The 17,483-nt window shown below is 63.2% G+C and carries 13 protein-coding genes; 10 read left to right on the forward strand and 3 right to left on the reverse strand.

Annotation, left to right across the window (positions count from 1 at the left end; all coding sequences use genetic code 11):
- Positions 1 to 367: 367 nt before the first annotated feature.
- The gene (gene yejK / locus OKB87_RS07965; protein ID WP_270827073.1) at positions 368 to 1,417 is read right to left on the reverse strand and encodes a nucleoid-associated protein YejK; all 1,050 of its coding nucleotides are present in this window, start codon (positions 1,415 to 1,417) and stop codon (positions 368 to 370) included.
- Between the two features lie 73 nt (positions 1,418 to 1,490).
- Here yejK and OKB87_RS07970 point away from each other — a divergent pair, with 73 nt between their 5' ends.
- The 10 genes from OKB87_RS07970 to hdfR all read left to right on the forward strand — a co-directional run bounded on the left by OKB87_RS07970 (position 1,491) and on the right by hdfR (position 14,846).
- Positions 1,491 to 1,718, forward strand: a complete 228-nt coding sequence (locus OKB87_RS07970; protein WP_011705556.1) for a DUF1414 domain-containing protein — start codon at positions 1,491 to 1,493, stop codon at positions 1,716 to 1,718.
- Positions 1,719 to 1,761: 43 nt separating this feature from the next.
- Complete coding sequence (locus OKB87_RS07975; protein ID WP_016350314.1) at positions 1,762 to 3,612, forward strand: DUF3413 domain-containing protein; 1,851 nt, start codon at positions 1,762 to 1,764, stop codon at positions 3,610 to 3,612.
- Between the two features lie 307 nt (positions 3,613 to 3,919).
- On the forward strand, positions 3,920 to 6,082 hold the full coding sequence (locus OKB87_RS07980; RefSeq protein ID WP_270827074.1) for a TonB-dependent hemoglobin/transferrin/lactoferrin family receptor: 2,163 nt from the start codon (positions 3,920 to 3,922) through the stop codon (positions 6,080 to 6,082).
- Complete coding sequence (locus OKB87_RS07985) at positions 6,082 to 8,160, forward strand: prolyl oligopeptidase family serine peptidase (RefSeq protein ID WP_270827075.1); 2,079 nt, start codon at positions 6,082 to 6,084, stop codon at positions 8,158 to 8,160. Before OKB87_RS07980 ends, OKB87_RS07985 begins: the two co-directional genes overlap by 1 nt.
- A 30-nt stretch (positions 8,161 to 8,190) precedes the next feature.
- Positions 8,191 to 10,605, forward strand: a complete 2,415-nt coding sequence (locus tag OKB87_RS07990) for a proprotein convertase P-domain-containing protein (RefSeq protein ID WP_270827076.1) — start codon at positions 8,191 to 8,193, stop codon at positions 10,603 to 10,605.
- 59 nt (positions 10,606 to 10,664) lie between these two features.
- Complete coding sequence (locus OKB87_RS07995; RefSeq protein ID WP_270827077.1) at positions 10,665 to 12,038, forward strand: Lcl C-terminal domain-containing protein; 1,374 nt, start codon at positions 10,665 to 10,667, stop codon at positions 12,036 to 12,038.
- The gene (locus tag OKB87_RS08000) at positions 12,035 to 12,592 is read left to right on the forward strand and encodes an Lcl C-terminal domain-containing protein (RefSeq protein WP_215783101.1); all 558 of its coding nucleotides are present in this window, start codon (positions 12,035 to 12,037) and stop codon (positions 12,590 to 12,592) included. Before OKB87_RS07995 ends, OKB87_RS08000 begins: the two co-directional genes overlap by 4 nt.
- Positions 12,593 to 12,823: 231 nt before the next feature.
- A complete protein-coding gene (gene eco / locus OKB87_RS08005; RefSeq protein WP_005299572.1) occupies positions 12,824 to 13,306 on the forward strand; it encodes a serine protease inhibitor ecotin in 483 nt (160 codons plus the stop codon).
- Positions 13,307 to 13,608: 302 nt separating this feature from the next.
- Complete coding sequence (maoP, locus tag OKB87_RS08010) at positions 13,609 to 13,971, forward strand: DUF413 domain-containing protein (RefSeq protein ID WP_270827078.1); 363 nt, start codon at positions 13,609 to 13,611, stop codon at positions 13,969 to 13,971.
- Positions 13,971 to 14,846, forward strand: a complete 876-nt coding sequence (gene hdfR / locus OKB87_RS08015; protein ID WP_201903123.1) for an HTH-type transcriptional regulator HdfR — start codon at positions 13,971 to 13,973, stop codon at positions 14,844 to 14,846. The genes maoP and hdfR overlap by 1 nt, the downstream gene beginning before the upstream one ends.
- Before the next feature lie 72 nt (positions 14,847 to 14,918).
- Here the strand turns inward: hdfR and tyrA are convergent, their stop codons facing one another.
- Positions 14,919 to 16,058 (reverse strand): bifunctional chorismate mutase/prephenate dehydrogenase, encoded by a 1,140-nt coding sequence (tyrA, locus tag OKB87_RS08020; protein WP_076359821.1) that lies wholly within the window; start codon positions 16,056 to 16,058, stop codon positions 14,919 to 14,921.
- A 118-nt stretch (positions 16,059 to 16,176) separates the two neighbouring features.
- Positions 16,177 to 17,250, reverse strand: a complete 1,074-nt coding sequence (locus tag OKB87_RS08025; RefSeq protein WP_011705545.1) for a 3-deoxy-7-phosphoheptulonate synthase — start codon at positions 17,248 to 17,250, stop codon at positions 16,177 to 16,179.
- Positions 17,251 to 17,483: the final 233 nt, after the last annotated feature.

The following is a 17,483-nucleotide window of genomic DNA, read 5'->3' on the forward strand; positions in this document are numbered from 1 at the left end:
GTAAGAGCATTGTGTGCGAGATGAATATTATCCCAAGCCGTTACCGCCTCACATGACGCAACTCGCATTTTTGAAACGCAATTACGTATTTTCTTCCAGAAAGTTCTGAAAACATTTTCTTATTTCAGGGGGTTATCGCCATTTATTGGCATATTTATCGCCAAATTAAGAAATTAAATTACCAAAGAGAAATAAAAAAACATGAATGAAAGGGTTTTCACCTCACTGAAAACCCTTTCACGGGGATTATTCTGTTTAATTTGTTAACAAAGCACCGAGTTGGTTTCGCTGCTGCCTACCCCGTTAAATAAAAAGACACCGCAGCGAAGTGCGGTGTCTTTTTGCCAAAACTGGAAAGCAGATCACATTACGACTGGCGCAGCAGCTGATCCTTGAGGTTGGGCGGGACCCCCTTGATGGTCAGGGTATCGGTCTGGGGATCGTAGAACACCCGGCTGTTGAGCAGCTTCTGCTCGAAGCTCAAAGTCAGCCCGCCACCGGAGCCGACGAACTTGGTCAAGCCGCGCAGGGTCGAACGGTCGGCCGGGAAGCGATCTTCCAGTTCATACTCCTGACCGATGAAGCTGTAAAAATCGAGATCGCCATCGCCCGGCAATTCCGCCGACAGCTCCTTGATCTCGATCTCTTCACCGGCGCTGGCCTGCTCGGTGCAATATTTGAAGACCTGTTTCTTGTAGTCGTTGCGCTCGGCCGGCTCGAGCTGGCGGCTGTCGCAATAATCGTCCACCGCCTGCAGCAGCCCCTTATTCTGGATCTTGGCATCCATCCCCTCGCGGGCACCCAGTAAATCCATGAAAAAGTCACCCAGCTTGCGACCGACCCGGCCCTTGCTGAAAGTGATATAACGGCGTGAATCCGGCTGGGTTTTCCATTCGGTCAGATCGATGCGGGCCACCAGGTTCAATTTGCCGATATCCAGATACTGGATGTGACGCAGCTCCAGTGCCTCGCTGACGGTGACGCTCTCCTTGCCCTCCAGCAGGGCGATCATCAGATAATCCACCCCCACGTAGTTGTATTTGGCAAACAGCAGCACCCCCTGCTCGTCGAGGGCGTGCTCCACCAGCTGCTTGACCAGCAACTGGGTCATCTCGACCGAAAAGGGGACGAAGTCGGTCTGTTCGCCGAGCAGCCGTTCGAGGGCGATGCGAAAGAGCAGAGAAGGTTGTTTGGGGGCGCTCTCCCCCTCCGCCAGCTCGGCGACGGCGGCCTCGGGGTCGGCAAAGAAGCCGAAGCCCTTGCCCCCCTTGCCGTTGTAAATGCGATGCAGCTCCGCCATCAGCCCCTGTACCGCCTCATCGGCAGGCAGAAGCTGGCTGCGGGTGTCGGCGTGAGGTTGACCATCGCCGCCCTGGCGCAAGGAGTGAAGAATGATCTTGTCGATATCGAGACTCATGTCACAAAGCCATAGTGTTAGCCGAAAGGGTGAAGTATTATAAGGCGCTTTGAACCGAGATGAACCCAAGATTATGCCCATCGTATCAAAGTACAATAACGAGCAGTTTGACGCCCTGATGAACGACCTGATCACCGCCCTGGAGAAGCACAAGGCGCCGGTGGATCTGAGTCTGATGGTGCTCGGCAACCTGACCACCAATATCATCAATGGCATGGCCCCGGCCCAGCGTCAGGCGATCACCGAAAAATACATCCAGGCGCTCACCGCCTCGGTGGATCATCGCCACGATGCTCACTGAGTCTCTTCGCATTCTTTGATGTTTTTCAAGCAGATGGATCACTATGGTCGAAACCGGCAACCCCTATCGTGATAATGTTTCTCGCCTGATCACCTGGGGGCATTGGTTCTCCTTCTTCAACATCATTCTGGCCATGCTGATTGCCACCCGCTACCTGGGGGCGATCAGCTGGCCGTCGACCACGCTCGGCGTGACCTATCTCATCATCAGCTGGATCGGTCACTTCTCGTTTCTGAGCTTTGTCACCTATCTGTTGACGATCTTCCCCCTGAGTTTCGTGCTGCCCAAAGAGAAGCCGCTGCGCTTCATCTCGGCCATCATCGCCACCCTGGCGCTGGTGCTGCTGCTCATCGACACCCAGGTGTTCCAGCTGTTCAAGTTCCACCTCAACGGCCAGGTGTGGCAGTTGCTGCTGGATCAGGCCCAGACCGAGGAGGGCTCGATCTGGAGCATCATCTTCGTTGCCGTGCCCACCATCTTCCTGGTGCAGCTGCTGCTGTCGGCCTATGTCTGGCGCAAGATCAACAAGCGCAAGCGCCGTCAGTACGGCAATCAGGTGGGGCTGGCCCTGCTGGTCTGCTTCATTCTGACCCACGTGGTCAACAGCTGGGCCGATGCCACCCTGTATCAGCCCATCACCATGCAGCGCGCCAACTTCCCGCTCTCCTACCCGATGACCGCCAAGAGCTTCCTCGCCAAGCACGGCTGGCTGGATCTGGATCAGTACGAGAAGAAGGCCGAATCACAGGATGGTGACAATGCGAGCCGCTTGCGCTACCCGCTGCGCCCGCTCAGCGTCAACGCTCCGCTGACCCACAAGAACCTGCTGATCGTGGTGGTCGACTCCCTGCGGGCCGACATGCTCAACAACATCAACATGCCCAATCTGCAGCGCTATGCGGATCAGCACCTCAACTTTGCCAACCACATGAGCGGCGGCAACGACGATGTGATGGGGATGTTCAGCCTGTTCTACGGCCTGCCGGGCCACTACTACGACGACATTCGCAACGACAAGACGCCACCGGTGCTGTTCGACGAGATGCTGCGCCAGGACTACCAGTTCGGCCTGTTCGGCGCGCTGGAGGATGCCCAGAAGTACCGTCAGAGCATCCTCTCCGGCCTGCGCAAGCAGGTGTTCGTCTCCGAGCAGACCGATGACACCCAGCTCATCGGCGACTGGCAGCAGTGGCTCGCCAAGCGCTCGCCAGACCGGCCCTGGTTCTCGCTGGTCTATCTGTCGAGCCCGGGTGACTACCAGCTGCCGGCCAACGTGAAGGGGCCCTTCCAGCCGGAGCTCACCAAGTTCAACCCGGCCACCGCCTATCAGGCCGAGAATCTGGTGAAGCTGGAGAACCGCTACAAGAATGCGGTCTTCTATACCGACCAGTTGCTGGAACAGATGCTGGCCCAGCTGCAACAGCAGGGGCTCGGCGAGCAGACCATCGTCGTGGTCACCGCCAACCATGGTCAGGAGTTCAACGAGACCCAGAACAACAGCTGGGGCTATGGCACCAACTACTCGCCCTATCAGGTGCAGGTACCGTTCGTGCTGGCCTGGCCGGGCAACGATACCCTGCCGACGAGCCCGGTGAGCAGCCACCTGGATCTGGTGCCGACCCTGATGCAAAGCATGCTGGGAGTGCGCAATGCGCCGCGGGACTACAGCATCGGCCGCAACCTGTTCGACACCAGCCCGCGCAACTGGCTGCTGGCGGGGGATCAGCGCGACTTTGCCATCTATCAGGGCAACACCATCACCCACTTCAACAAGCAGGGTGACTTCGAGCTGCTGGAGCGAAACAGCTACCGCCCCATCAAGCACGGCACCCCCGACATGGGTGTCATGATCCAGGTGATGAACGAGCTGAACCGCTTCTATCGCGCCCCCTGATAGCCGCCTCCTGCCCCTTGAAAACCCGCTCCTGCAGCGGGTTTTTTTATTGCCGATATCACCTTGGCATCAGCTGCCAAGCCCTCAGCCAACACCTTGCCACCCTCCCCCGTTTCATCCCCTGTCTGCCCGCCCAGCACCATGCAGGCGCAAACGTTGGCCCGCGTTGCTACTGATGCCTTCATCAAAAAATGCAGTCTGATCAGGATCATAAAAACAAAATGATAATGATTATCAATCGTTGATCTGACTGGACCTCTCTGCAATAATCCGCGGCCTTCAGGCTTAAATAATAATTATTCTCAACATGAAAACACTGCTTCACTACTGGCCCATGCTGCTGTCCGGTACAGCGCTGGCCGCCGGCGATCCCGCCGGCATAGACACCTCCGGCACCACCCCGCCCAAGGCGCGAGAGACCATAGTCGTCAAGGGTCAGCGGGTCGAACAGAAACTGTCCGACATCTCGGGCTCCATCACCGTCATCACCGAAGAGGATCTGGAGCGCCAGATCGCCACCGAGCTCACCGACGTGTTCAAGAACGAACCCGGCGTCTCGGTGACCGGCTCGGCGGGCCGGCCGCAAAACATCAGCATCCGCGGCATCGGTGGCAACCGGGTGTTGATCATCAAGGACGGGGTCCGGGTCAGCGACGGCTTCGGCGCCGACGACCTCAACGACAAGGTGGGCCGTTTCAGCTTCGATCTCGATGACGTCAAGCAGATCGAGGTGGCAAAGGGGGCCGGCTCCGCCCTGCACGGCTCGGACGCCATCGGCGGCACCGTGGTCATCACTACCAAGCAGCCGGAAGATTACCTGCAGGGGCAGGATGCCTACCTCAGCAGCAAGGTGCTGCACGATGGCAGCAGCGACAAGCAGAAACTGAGCGCCACCGGCGCCGCCCGCTGGGGCGAGAGCGCCCACCTGCTGCGTCTCTCCGGCTGGCAGGGGCACGAGACCGCCAACTACGACCAGAACCGCATCCCGGCGGATCTCGATGGCCTGAGCGCTTCCACCAGCTCCAGCCTGACCCTCAATGAACAGCATCTGCTGCGCCTCGAGCTCGACTACTTCGAAGACAATGCCAAGCGGGATCAGGGGCCGCGCGAAATTCCCCAGCCCGACGGCAAGTGGCAGGTGCGCCAGTATCACGAGAACGGCACCCAGCGCTCCCAAGGCGGCAAGCTGAGCTGGGAGGCGCAGGATCTCGGCCACCCGCTGGCCGACCGCTTTACCTGGAACCTGCACGGCAACTACGCCAAGAACACCGCCAACAAGCGCAGCCTGCTGCAAAATGACGAGCTGAGCGGCTACCCCCGCTATCGCAGCGAGCGGGAGCTGGCCACCTTCACCGAACAGCTGATCGGCAGCGAGCTGGATATCCGCCGCGATCTGGTCACCGGCCCCATCGAGCACAAGCTGAGCTACGGCATCGAGCTGGCGCGCACCCGGCACGAGCGACCGGTGGAGAAGCTGATGCTGGAAGCCGGCATTCCCCAGCCCACCCAGTCCGCCCCCTTCAGCAGCGCCCGCACCGATCGGGCCGGCATCTGGCTGGGAGACGTGGCGACCCTGGGCCAGTGGCAGTTCACTCCGACCCTGCGCATGGATCAGCAGTGGCTGAGCCCGCAGGATGGCCGGGGCGAGAGCAACCACAGCTGGCATATCTCGCCAAGCCTGGCCACCAGCTACCGCTTCAACGAGCAGTGGCGCAGCTGGCTGAGCTACGCCAACGGCTTCAGCGCCCCCTCCTACGACAAGGTGTACGGCAACATTCCCCACTACTTTGCCCTGCCGCCGTTCGAGATCATCGCCAACCCTAACCTCAAGGAGGAGACCAGCCACAGCTTCGAGTGGGGGGTGAGCGGCGAAGGGGATGAGTGGAGCATCAAGCCGGCGCTCTTTTACAACCGCTACTACAACTTCGTCGACTGGCGCCAGGTGGGCTTTCGCCTGAGTGACGGGGTCATGCTCCGTCAATACCGCAACGTCGCCAAGTCTGAAACCTGGGGCGCCGAGATCGCCACCAGCTACTGGCTGACCCAGCAGTGGCAGCTGGCCACCAAGCTGGGCTGGGTCGACGGCAAGACCAGCCAGGGCGAATCGCCGCGCAACCTCACGCCGCTCGAGGGCAACACCCGCCTCAGCTATCAGGCCAACGACTGGAGCCTGGGGCTGCAGGCCGACTACGCCGCCGCCATGAGCCGGGTACCCAGCTGCGGCAACAGCCTGACCCAGCAGCAGGGCGAGTGTCTGAAAACCGCCGGCTGGCTCAGCTTCGCCCTGACCGCCGACTGGCAGATCACCGATGCCCTCAAGGCCAACCTCAAGCTCGACAACCTGCTCGACACCCGTTACACCCGCTATCAGGATGTGGCCGGGCTGGAAGCGGGCACGGATGCGGGCCTCTACACCCAGACGGGCCGCTCCCTGAGCGCCAGCCTGCGCTACACCTTCGTGGGGCTCTGATGCATGCACTCCTGATGCTGGCCAGCCTGCTGGCCAATCCGGTGCCGGCCCAGCCTGCCGCTCTTGCGACTGCCGATACCCAGAGCCAGTCCGTCGCCACCTCGGCGCCGCTCGTGGCCCCGCTTATTCCTCACCGCCCGCTACCGATGCCGGGAGAGCGGGCCCGGCTCGATCCCTATGGCGGCTGGCGCGACGACAGCCGCCAGGATCCCGCCCCGCTGGCCCTGCTGGGCGAGCAGAACCGCTGGACCGAGCAGCAGCTCGCCGCGCAGCGGCCGCTGGAGCAGGCCCTGCAGGCCGAGTGGCAGGCGCAGGCACGCGGTGAACCCATGCCGCAAGAGTGGCTGCGCGAGGCAGGCAGCCAGTGGCGGATGGAAGCCGACGGCAGCCTGTGGCAGCGAGACGGCGAGCAGGCTGAGCCCCGCCAACGGCTGGCAGCCCGCCAGCCGGCCAGCGGCTACTACGAGCTCGCCAGCTGGGCCCTGCACCCGAACGGGCGCTGGCTGGCCCTGGCCGAAGATCTGCAGGGCGATCGGGATTACCGCATCACCCTGCTCGACCTGGCCGACGGCAAGCCCCTGGCCACCCTGACCCACCGGGCCAGCGATCTGCTCTGGAGCCTGGACGGCAAGACCCTCTACACCATCGCCAACGAACCCCGCACCCTGCGCCCCTGGCAGCTGTGGGCCTGGCAGGGTGGCAAGGAGCAACAAATCCATCAGGAGGCGGACCCCGCCTGGCTGCTGAGCCTCTATCGCACCACGGATCGGCGCCACCTGCTGCTGCAGAGCAACAACCACGACAGCGCCGAGCAGTACCTGCTGGACGAGGGCACACCGGCTCTGCTCAAGGCTCGTCAGGCTGGCCTTGAGTACTATCTGGATACCCAGGGGGAGCGGGTACTGCTCAAGAGCAACCGGGACGGTGCCCTCGGCCTCTATCAGGTGGCCGACCTGAGCCAGGTGGCCAAGGGAGAGTGGCAGCCGCTCTGGTCTGGCGAAGAGAGGAGCCTCGAGAAGTGGCGCCTGTTTGCCGGCTACACGGTGCTGCAGTATCGCCATCACGGGGATGACTGGCTCGATGTGCTGGATGGCCGCGGCCGGCTCAGCCATCGCCTGCTGCTGACCGAGGGGGCCGGCACGGCCTGGATCCAGGGCACCCACGACCCCGCCAGCGGGCAGATCCTGATCCGCCGCCAGGGCATGGCCGAGCCGCCGCACCAGCGCCTGCTCGATCTCGCCAGCGGCCGCTGGCTGCCGGACACCCGGGCCGCCCTCCCTTCCCCCTACCAGAGCGAGCGCCGCTGGGTAGTGGGCAAGGATGGCGTCAAGGTGCCGATCTCCCTGGTGTGGCGCAAGGACATCCACACCCCCAAGGCCCTGCTGCTCTACGGCTATGGTGCCTACGGTACCCCCATGCGCCCCTACTACCAGCCGCAGGTGCTGAGCCTGCTGGATCGCGGTTTCGTCTACGCCATCGCCCACGTGCGCGGCGGCGGCATGCTGGGGGATGCGTGGTATCTGGCGGGGCGCGGTCGCCACAAGCAGCGCAGCGTGGACGACTTCCTGACCGTGGCCGATGCGCTGGCCCGGGATCCCGCCATCGACCCCGCCCGGCTGTTTGCCATGGGCGGCAGCGCCGGTGGCCTGCTGGTGGCGGCGGCCCTCAACCAGGCGCCGACCCGCTTCGCCGGGGCCGTGTTGCAGGTGCCCTTCGTCGATCTCATCGGCACCATGAGCGATCCCGAACTGCCGCTCACCCGTCAGGAGTACGCCGAATGGGGCAACCCGGCCATTGCCGCCGATTACGCCGCCATGCGCCGTCTGAGCCCTTACGACAACCTGCACGCGGCCCCCTATCCCCCCGTCTATGTGACGGCCGGGCTGCACGACAGTCAGGTGCCCTACTGGGAGCCGCTCAAGTGGGTGGCCCGCCTGCGGGAACACAGCACGGGAGCGGGCCCCTATCTGCTCAGCACGGCCCTCGACGGCGGCCACCGCACCAGCCCGGGCAACGCGCGCCAGCAGGCGGCCCGCGAGTACGCCTTCCTGCTCACCCTGGCGGGCGCCCGCCGGTGATCCCTTTTCATTTTTGTGTTGGAGTAAACCATGAAACCCTCTTCCCTGGCCCTCTGGCTTGCGGCAACCCTGCTCTCCCAGCCGCTGCTGGCGGCCGAGCTGCAGTTTGTCGATGAACAACCGCTGACCACCACGCCGAAGCTCTGGCTCGAACAGCGCCTTGGTGTGAGCCTGGCCCCCGACTACGAGCGGGCCAGTCTGCTCGGTCATCACTACAGCTTCCGTCAGCTGGTCAACGGCCTGCCGGTGGCCACCATCCAGGCCGCCGTCAGCGTCGATCAAACAGGCAAGCCCTGGCGCATCTATCACAACAGCCGGCCGCTGCAGAGCAGCGAACCCGGCTGCGACGCCGCCGGCACTCTGGATCCCCTGCTGGAGCAGCTGCGCGATGGTGGCAGCGACATCGACACCCTTGGTCCGGTCGAGGCCTGGTATTGGCGCGACGGTGACACCCTGGTGCCGGCGCTGCGCCAACGGGTACGCGAGCATCAGGCGGGCAACGCCAAGGCCAGCTATGTGCAGCTCTTCGCCAGCTGTGACGGCAGCCGCGAGCTCGGTCGCTGGATGGATGCGGCCACCACTCAGGCCAGCCGCGTCGCCGACGCCGGCGACACCCAGCTGGAGGCTCGGGTATTCGATCCGGATCCCCGTACCCAGCTGCGCGACGCCAGCCTGGTCTGGCACGAAGCCCTGCAACTGGCGGATGCCGCCTATCAGGACAAGGTGCCGTTGCCGGTCACCCTGGCGGGCGGACGCTATCTGCTGAGCGGCCCCCACGCCAGGGTGGTGGATGCCATGGAGCCGGACACCGCCCCCTTCAGCGCCGACAACCCGCAGGCGTTTCGCCTCACCCGCGATGATCGTGGCTTTGCCGACATCAACGCCTACTACCACCTGGATCTGGCCCAGCGCCACCTCAAGCGCCTCGGCTTTGTCGATCTCATCCCGGGGGCGCTCGACATCGACACCGAGGCCGGCTATCAGGACAACTCCCTCTACGATCCGTTCGAGCGCCGGCTGGAGCTGGGTCGCAGCGGCGTGCCCGATGCCGAGGATCCCATGGTCATCTGGCACGAGTTCGGCCACGCGGTGCAGCATCATATAGTGCCGGATCTGGGGGACGAGGCGGACTGGGGCGCCATCGGCGAGGGCTTCAGCGACTACCTGGCCGCCAGCCACCGCCAGCGTAGCGAAGCCGGCCGCCAGTTCGAACCCGCCATGGTGTTCAACTGGGATGCCCGCTTCACCGACCGAACCCCGCGTCAGCTGGACGATCTGCGTGCCCGCTACCACCCGGATTACAACTACCCGGCCCACCGCACCATCAACGGCAGCAATGGCGATCAGCTGTGGGGCACCCCGCTGTTCCAGGCGCTGCTGGCCGCGGTCGCCGAGCAGGGCGAAGGGGTGCGGGACGAGTTTGATCGCCTGATCATCGAGTCCCACTTCGGTCTCGGCCCGGCCATCCGCATGCCGCAACTGGCCCGCATCACGGTGGATACCGCCGCCCGGCTCTACCCGGCGCGCCCCTATGCCAGGCTGCTGGAGCAGGCGTTTCGCCAGCACGGCCTGTTGCAGGCACCGGTCAATATCGGCCTCAGTGATGGCAGCGTCATCGAGCTGGGGCAGCGCCAGTCGGTGCAGCTGACCCTCACCAACCAGGGCAAGGCGCCGGTGACCCTCAATGAGCTGGCCCTCACCCTGCCAACCGGATTGCAGGCCGATCCTTACCGCTGGCAACCGGCGACCCTTGCAGCGGGTGCCAGCATGACCACCACCCTGCGCCTGCTGGCCCAGAGCCCGCTCGCCTGTGGCGACGAGGTGGCGCTGCCGGTGAGCCTCGCCATGAGCGGCACCAGCCCGACCGAGCGCCAGTGGCAGCAGTCGCTGACCCTGCCCATCGGTGCCCCCATCGTCAGCCGTGCCAGCGGCCAGCCGCTGACCTTGAGCGATGCCATGAACGACGAGGTGCGTGGTCTCAGTGAAACCAGCCTGCTGATAGAGAGCAGCGAGGACAGGGTGAGCGACCGGCTGCAACTGAACCTGGATCTGCAACACCCGGCGCTCGATGAGCTGGAGATCTGGCTCAACTCCCCCTCCGGCACCCGCATCCAGATTTGGAACAAGGGCTACAGCCCATTGCCGCTCCTCAAGGGGGTGTTCCCCACCGAGTTGCTGCCCCTGCAGCCCTTCAGCGCGCTGGAAGGGGAGCCGCTGGCTGGCCGCTGGACCCTGGAGATAGTGGACAGCAAGCCCGGCAATCGGGGCCGCATCAACGGTTGGAGCATCAGCCAGCGCACCGGCGCCCAGTGCAGCAAGCCGATCACTCCCCCCGATGACGGCATTATCCACTTTCAGGTGGACGACGGCAGCGGCGGCGGGGCAGCCAACCTGCTCTGGTTGCTGCCGCTGACGCTCTGGCGCCGCCTGCGCCAGCGCACCTGAATCCACCCCATCCATATATAAGAAGAGGGGGCCAAGGCCCCCTTGCCCAAGGACAAGAGATGACACCACATTACTCCCGCCTGGCCTGCCTGCTGGCCCCCCTGCTCACCGCCTGTGGCGGTGGCGGCTCGGACGAGGCGCCGCTGGCCGTCCCCGACTACAGCCTGACCGTGACCCTGCCCGAAGCCGGCACCCTGTGCGTCAACCTCAACCAGAATGCATCTTGTGATGCGGGGGAGCCCAGTGTCAGCGGTGCGGCCGGTACTCACCGGTTGAACGGCAGCGCCCCGGCGCTGTTGACCAGTACCTTGCTGTTCTTGCCAAGCAACCCGGCCGCCCCCGTGCTGCTGCACCCCGCCGCCCGGCTCGATGACCAGCACCTCACCCCCAGCCCGCTCAGCACCCTGCTGCAATACCGCATCGCCGAGGGGCAGCCCCCGAGGCAGGCCCTCGACCAGCTGTTGAGTGCGCTGGCGCCGCTGCAACCGGGCCAGGAGCTGGCCGCCCTCTCCCGGCTGAGCGACTTCAACCTGGCGCTGGGTCAGTTGCTGCAGGCGATCGTCGAGACCGATCTACAGGCGCAGGAGGGCTTCTCGACCGCCACCCTGCATATGCTGGTGTGGCCTGCCATCGGCAGCCTGCTGCCCGAGCTGGCCAGCCACTTTGCTCTTCACGACGAGCTGGCCAGCCAGCAGGAGCGCGTCCGCGCCCGGCTGCGGCAACAGCACTCCCATCCACTGATCACCGGCAGTGGCGTCACCACCTACACGGACGGGGTCGATTACCTGCTCACCCAGGAGCCCGCCGATCACCCGGGGCAGGAGGCCAGCCTCAACAAGGCGCCGCTGCGCTATCGCAAGCTCGACGGCCAGGGGCAGCCGCTGGCCGATGACGCCCCCGCCTGGGAGTGCGTGGAGGATCTCAATACCGGCCTGGTCTGGGAGAAGAAGCTCGATGATCCCGCCAGCCCGCGCGACCTGCACCGCACCTTCGCCTGGGAGCTTGGTGACTATCACCCCACCCAGGAGGAACGTGACTACGCCTGCCCGGATGGCGAAGCCATCTGCACTACTGAGCAGTACCGCCAGTGGCTCAACGCCCAGCAGCTGTGCGGCATCACCAGCTGGCGCATGCCCCACTCGCGCGAGCTGATGAGCCTGCAGCACTACGGCTCCCTCGCCCGCCAGGACGGCCAGCCGGTGAGCATGGACGTGCGCTACTTCCCCGATGTCGGCACCACCAGCAAGGATTTCAGCGGCTACTACTGGAGCCAGACCCTGACCCCTTCGCGCCGGCTGGAGAGCGCTCCCATCAGCGCCATCGCCCACATCTTCCTTGGCGATGACGCCGGCACCGACTACGCCACCACAGTTCAAAACAGCGATGATGCCAACGGTCTGCAACTGCGGCTGGTGGCGGAGGTAACCCGATGAACCGCTTGATGTTGACCCTGCTGCTGACCCTTGGCAGCCCCCTCGCCCTGGCCACCGCCATCTGTGATGACAACATGCCCAGAACCAGCCCCACCGCCCGCTTCATCGACCACGGCAACGGCACCGTCACGGATCGCTCCACCGGCCTGACCTGGATGCGCTGCCAGCTCGGCCAGACCTGGCGCAACCAGAGCTGCCAAGGCGAGCCGACCCGGCTTTACTGGCAGCAGGCCCTGCTGACCGCCGAGCGGATCCGCACCGAGCCGAGCCATGCCCTCTACAACTTCGGCGGCCACGGCGGCTGGCGGCTGCCCACCATCAAGGAGCTGGCCAGCGTGCTGGAGTCCGCCTGCTACAAGCCGGCGCTCAACGAAACCATCTTCCCCCGCGCCATGGCCGGCGAAGGAAAAGAGGTGAACGACGGCTACGTCTACCTCTGGTCCTCCACCCCGGTACCGGCCAGCAAGGGGGTCGCCTATCTGGATATCACTAGCGGCGCCGTCGGCATGCGAGCGCCCGGCGCCTGGGCCAAGCAGGTGTTGCTGGTGCGCTGATGAAGCCGGGTGGCCAGGGGATCCCGATGAGCACAGGATCCCGGCTGGCCACCCGCATTTGGTACCCGGCCTGTCGCTTAGCCTCTCTTCCGTCCTGTCAGAAAATAGCCAGAACACGTCATTGTGTGCCGGATCTGCGTCATTTTACGCAGTTTTTACGTAGCAGATCGCTGGCATGAAACGGGCAGAGCGGTTAGTCTAGCGGCGTTGAACCAACCCCATGAGGTACAGATGAAAACCGTATTGCGTTTTAGCCTGCTGGGCGCCTTGTTGCTGGGCGGCCATGCCTTCGCCGCCGAACCGAAAAAATTTGATATCAGCATGTTCCCGGCCGCCGAAGTGAACCAGGAACGTGTGGTGATCCGCCTGCCGGAAGTCGAGAACGAAGCCGACATGATGGTCGAGCTGCAGGTCGGCAAGAAAATGATGGTCGATTGCAATGTGCCGCGTTTTGCCGGCAACCTGGAACAGCACAGCGTCAAAGGCTGGGGCTACAACTACCTGATGCTCGGCAAGGTGTCCGATCCCATCAGCACCCTGATGGCCTGCCCGGATGGCCAGAAGAAAGAGACCTTCGTCCAGATCTACGGTCAGGGCTTCTTCGTGAACTACAACTCCAAGCTGCCGTTCGTGCTCTACGTACCGCAGGAGTATGAAGTGCGCTACCGTCTGTGGCGTGCCGACACCCTGGCTCAGCCAGCCATGATAGAGTGAGTCTCCATCGAGACCAAACCTCCCGCTTTGGTTCATGAATACAACAAAATAGAGCGCCGAATGGCGCTTTATTTTTAGCCAAATGTCGTCTGACCAGAGGCTCCAACCTTTACAGAACCTGACATAACTCCGCTTTTTTTCTCACTTTTTTGCCCTTCCCCCCGGCTCAGACCCACTGGATCATGGCTAAACCGCTTTCGATTAAAGATATTTATCCATATAGTGAAAAAATTGATTTTGCACTCTGCGACGGCCTGATGATACTTGCCCGCAAAGGTCAAACTAACCAGAAAAAGAGCACTATGAGCTTCGAATCAGACAAGCGTTTCAACGACTTCAAACATTTTCCCCGTGGCCTGCGTCGCAGTGGCGAATTCACTGTGGCCGAAGCGGACAGTCTGGAAAAATACGGCACCGCCATGCTCGCGCTCTATCAGGGCAACCTGACCCCGCGCGATGACGTAGAAAGCGCCTTTATCGAACAGGTCAAATCCGGCGCCGCCGGCAGCAACCCCCACGCCAAGGTGTGGTTCAAGTATCTGAAGGTGATCGGTCCCAAGCGCGTGCACCGGCTGTGCACCGTCGCCGGCGGTGCCAACGAGGAGACCGGCGGTGGCGGCTTTGAAGGTGGCAGCGGTGGTGGCAGCGACGAGTCCATCGATTAATGGATACCGAACTGCTTCGGACGTTTATCGAGGTCAGCAAGACCCGGCACTTCGGCCGGGCAGCTGAAAATCTCTACCTGACCCAGTCGGCAGTGAGCTTTCGGATCCGCCAGCTCGAACAGCAACTCGGGGTCAGTCTGTTTGCCCGCCATCGCAACAACATCCGCCTGACCGCCTCCGGTGAGCGTCTGCTGCCCTACGCAGACGCCATCTTGCATACCCTGGGCCGCGCCAAGCAGGATGTGGCCCTCTCCCCCGGTTTCAGCCAGCAGCTCGCCATCGGTGCTCCTGCGGTGTTCTGGGAGCTCGACTTCAACGACTGGCTCAACCATGTCTATGCCCTGGCCCCCGGCCTTGCGGTGCGGCTCGAAACCGCCTCCCGCGAGCACCTGTGCCGCCAGTTGCTGGAGCGCTCCCTCGATCTCGCCCTGCTCTCAGAGCCGACCAAGATCGACGAGATTGCCCTGCACCCCATCGGCGAGCTGGTGTTCGAGCTGGTGAGCCGGGATCCCGCCGCCAACGCCGACAGCCTGATGCAGATGCCGCACATTCATCTGGATTGGGGCACCAGTTTTGAGCCCCAGCCCAGCCGGTTGCAGAGCCTGCAAAAGACCCCGGTGCTGCACTCAAGCTCCGCCAACATGGCGCTGCAGTTCGTGCTGGCCAACGGCGGCGCCGCCTATCTGCCAAGGCGCATGGTGAGCCCCTTCCTCGAGCAGGGGCGCCTGCACCTGGTGGAAGGTGCCCAAGCCTTGAGCCGTCCGCTCTACCTCGCCTATCTGGAAAAATCCGATCGGCGGGAGCTGATCGATCAGTTGCTGACCCTGCCGCTGGGCTGGGATGGCGCTGATCTGCGCTTGCCGCAGCCAGAATAAAAGCGCCGCAGCGCACAAGCGGGAGTGCAAAAGCAAAAGGGGCCGACAGGCCCCTTTTGCTTTTAGTTATTCTCAGCCGTGATGACGACGATCGTTGGCCTGCGCCAGCAGGGTGCGGCTTTCGCGCAGGAATTCGTCCGCCCGCTCGCCGAAGAAGCCGGAGACCTGGCTGAAGGCCTCGATGAAACCCTCCCGGTCCCCCCGCTCCAGCAGGCCCAGCGCCTCGCCGAAGTTCTGGTAGTAGCGGCGGATCATCGCCAGATTCTGCGGCGACGACAGTATGATGTCGGCGTAGAGGTGGGGATCCTGGGCGAACAGCCGTCCCACCATGGCCAGCTCCAGCCGGTAGATGGGGGAGCTCAACGCCAGCAGGCGATCGATGTTGGCCTGCTCGCGAGAGAGATGCCAGCCGTAGGCAAAGGTGGCAAAGTGGCGCAGCGCCTGGATAAAGGTCATCGCCTCGTCGTGGGCCTTGGCCTCCACCTGCTGCAAACGCGCCCCCCAGATGGTCATCTGCTCCAGCAGCCACTGGCTGGCGGCGGGCTCGCGCCCCTGACAGCAGACGATCACCTGCTTGGCGAGGCTCGCCACATCCGGCCCAAACATGGGGTGCAGCCCCAGCACCGGCCCCTGGTGTACCGCCAGCATATGGGCAAGCGGTTCACTCTTGACGCTGGTCACGTCCACCAGCAGGCAGTCCGCCGGCAGGTTGCCGAGCCGATCGATCACCTCGCAGGTGACATCGATGGGCACCGCCACCATCACCAGCCCGGCCCCGTGCAGGATCTCGTCGGCCCGCGGCCAGTCGGCCTGACCCAGGGTCTCGACCCGGTAGCCCGAGAGGCTGAACAGGTTGCCAAACAGGCGGCCAAGCTGCCCCTCGCCACCGATGATCACCACCTTGCCGAGCTCAGGCTTCATACACTTGAAGTGGTGCTCCTTGTCGCTGGCGGACTCCAGAATATAGGATTCGCGCATCACCCGGCGCAGCACGTCTTCGATGAGATCTCCCGGCACCCCCAGTGCCTCGGCCTCGGCGCGGCGGCGAGCCAGCATGCTCGCCTCCCGATCCGGTGCATAGATGGGCAGGCCGTGCCGGCTCTTCACTTCCCCCACTTCCCCTACCAGGGCGAGACGGGCAGCCAGCAGATCAATCAGCTGCTTGTCCACCGCATCGATTTTGTCCCTGAGGGCATTCAACTCTTCAGCCATATCCGGTCCCTGCGGCGCCGCCCGCAGCGACGCCCTGTGATTCAAGAGGCAACGAGGTGCCACCGCCTCGGCCGGTGACACCTCGATTGTTCAATCAGTGCTGACAAGATACCACGGCTTATGCCTTGGTTCTGGCCAAAAGTGGTGCCGCCAGCTGGCTGTGGCAGCGGGCCAGCAGCGCATCCGTGGTCTCCCAGTCGATGCAGGCATCGGTGATGGAGACGCCGTAGCGCATCTCGCACTTGGGCTGCTCGCTGGACTGGTTGCCTTCGAACAGGTTGGATTCGAGCATCACCCCGATGATGGAGCGGTTGCCTTCCTGGATCTGGTGGATCACGTTGTCCGCCACCTTGGGCTGCAGGCGGTGATCCTTGCTGGAGTTGCCATGGCTGCAATCCACCACCAGACCGGGCAGCAGGCCCGCCTTCTCCAACGCCTCTTCCGCCAGCGACACATTGACCGAGTCGTAGTTCGGATGCTTGCCGCCGCGCAGGATCACATGACCATCCGGGTTGCCCTGGGTCTGCAGCAACGCGACCTGGCCCTGCTGGTTGATCCCCATGAAGGCGTGGGGGCTGGAGGCCGCCTGCAGCGCATTGATGGCGGTGCCCAGGTTGCCGTCGGTGCCGTTCTTGAAGCCGACCGGCATGGAGAGGCCGGAGGCCATCTCCCTGTGGGTCTGGGATTCGGTGGTGCGGGCACCGATGGCCGACCAGGAGAAGAGCTCTGCCAGGTACTGCGGGCTGATGGGGTCGAGCGCCTCGGTGGCCAGCGGCAACTCCAGCTCGGCCAGCCAGCAGAGCAGCTCGCGGGCACGGTGCAGCCCCAGTTCCACGTCGAAGGTGCCATCCAGGTTCGGATCGTTGATAAAGCCCTTCCAGCCGACCGTGGTGCGCGGCTTCTCAAAGTAGACCCGCATGACAATGTAGAGAGAGTCCTGATAGGCGTCATGCAGCGCTTTGAGTCTGGTTGCGTACTCTTTGGCGGCGTCCATGTCGTGGATGGAGCAGGGACCACAGATCACCAGCAAGCGGTGATCGCGACGGTGGATGATGTCGGCGATGGTATTGCGGGCCCCTTGCACGAATGCCAGCGCGCGATCGGAGATGGGCAGTTTCTCCTTGAGCTGGGCAGGCGTGATCATCACTTGTTCGGACTGGATATGGATGTTGTTCAGGGGATCTCTTTGCATGTTCTCATTCTCTCTACTGTTTCAAGCCAATTGCGCCGACCGTTCATTTTTGTTTACACAAGTCAGCGCCTTGTTACGCAACCGCCCTCACCTTACCAATTAAAAACAAACAATCAAGTGAAACCAGTGGACCTATTCGCTAATAGATGGATAAATGACCACAAAAGAGAGCCTTTCGGCCAGAAAGTAGCGATCCACACATACTCTACACACCAAAATCGTAAACATATAAT

The organism is Aeromonas sp. Y318-1, from assembly GCF_027706125.1.
In the GTDB taxonomy this organism is placed as follows: Bacteria; Pseudomonadota; Gammaproteobacteria; order Enterobacterales; family Aeromonadaceae; genus Aeromonas; species Aeromonas hydrophila.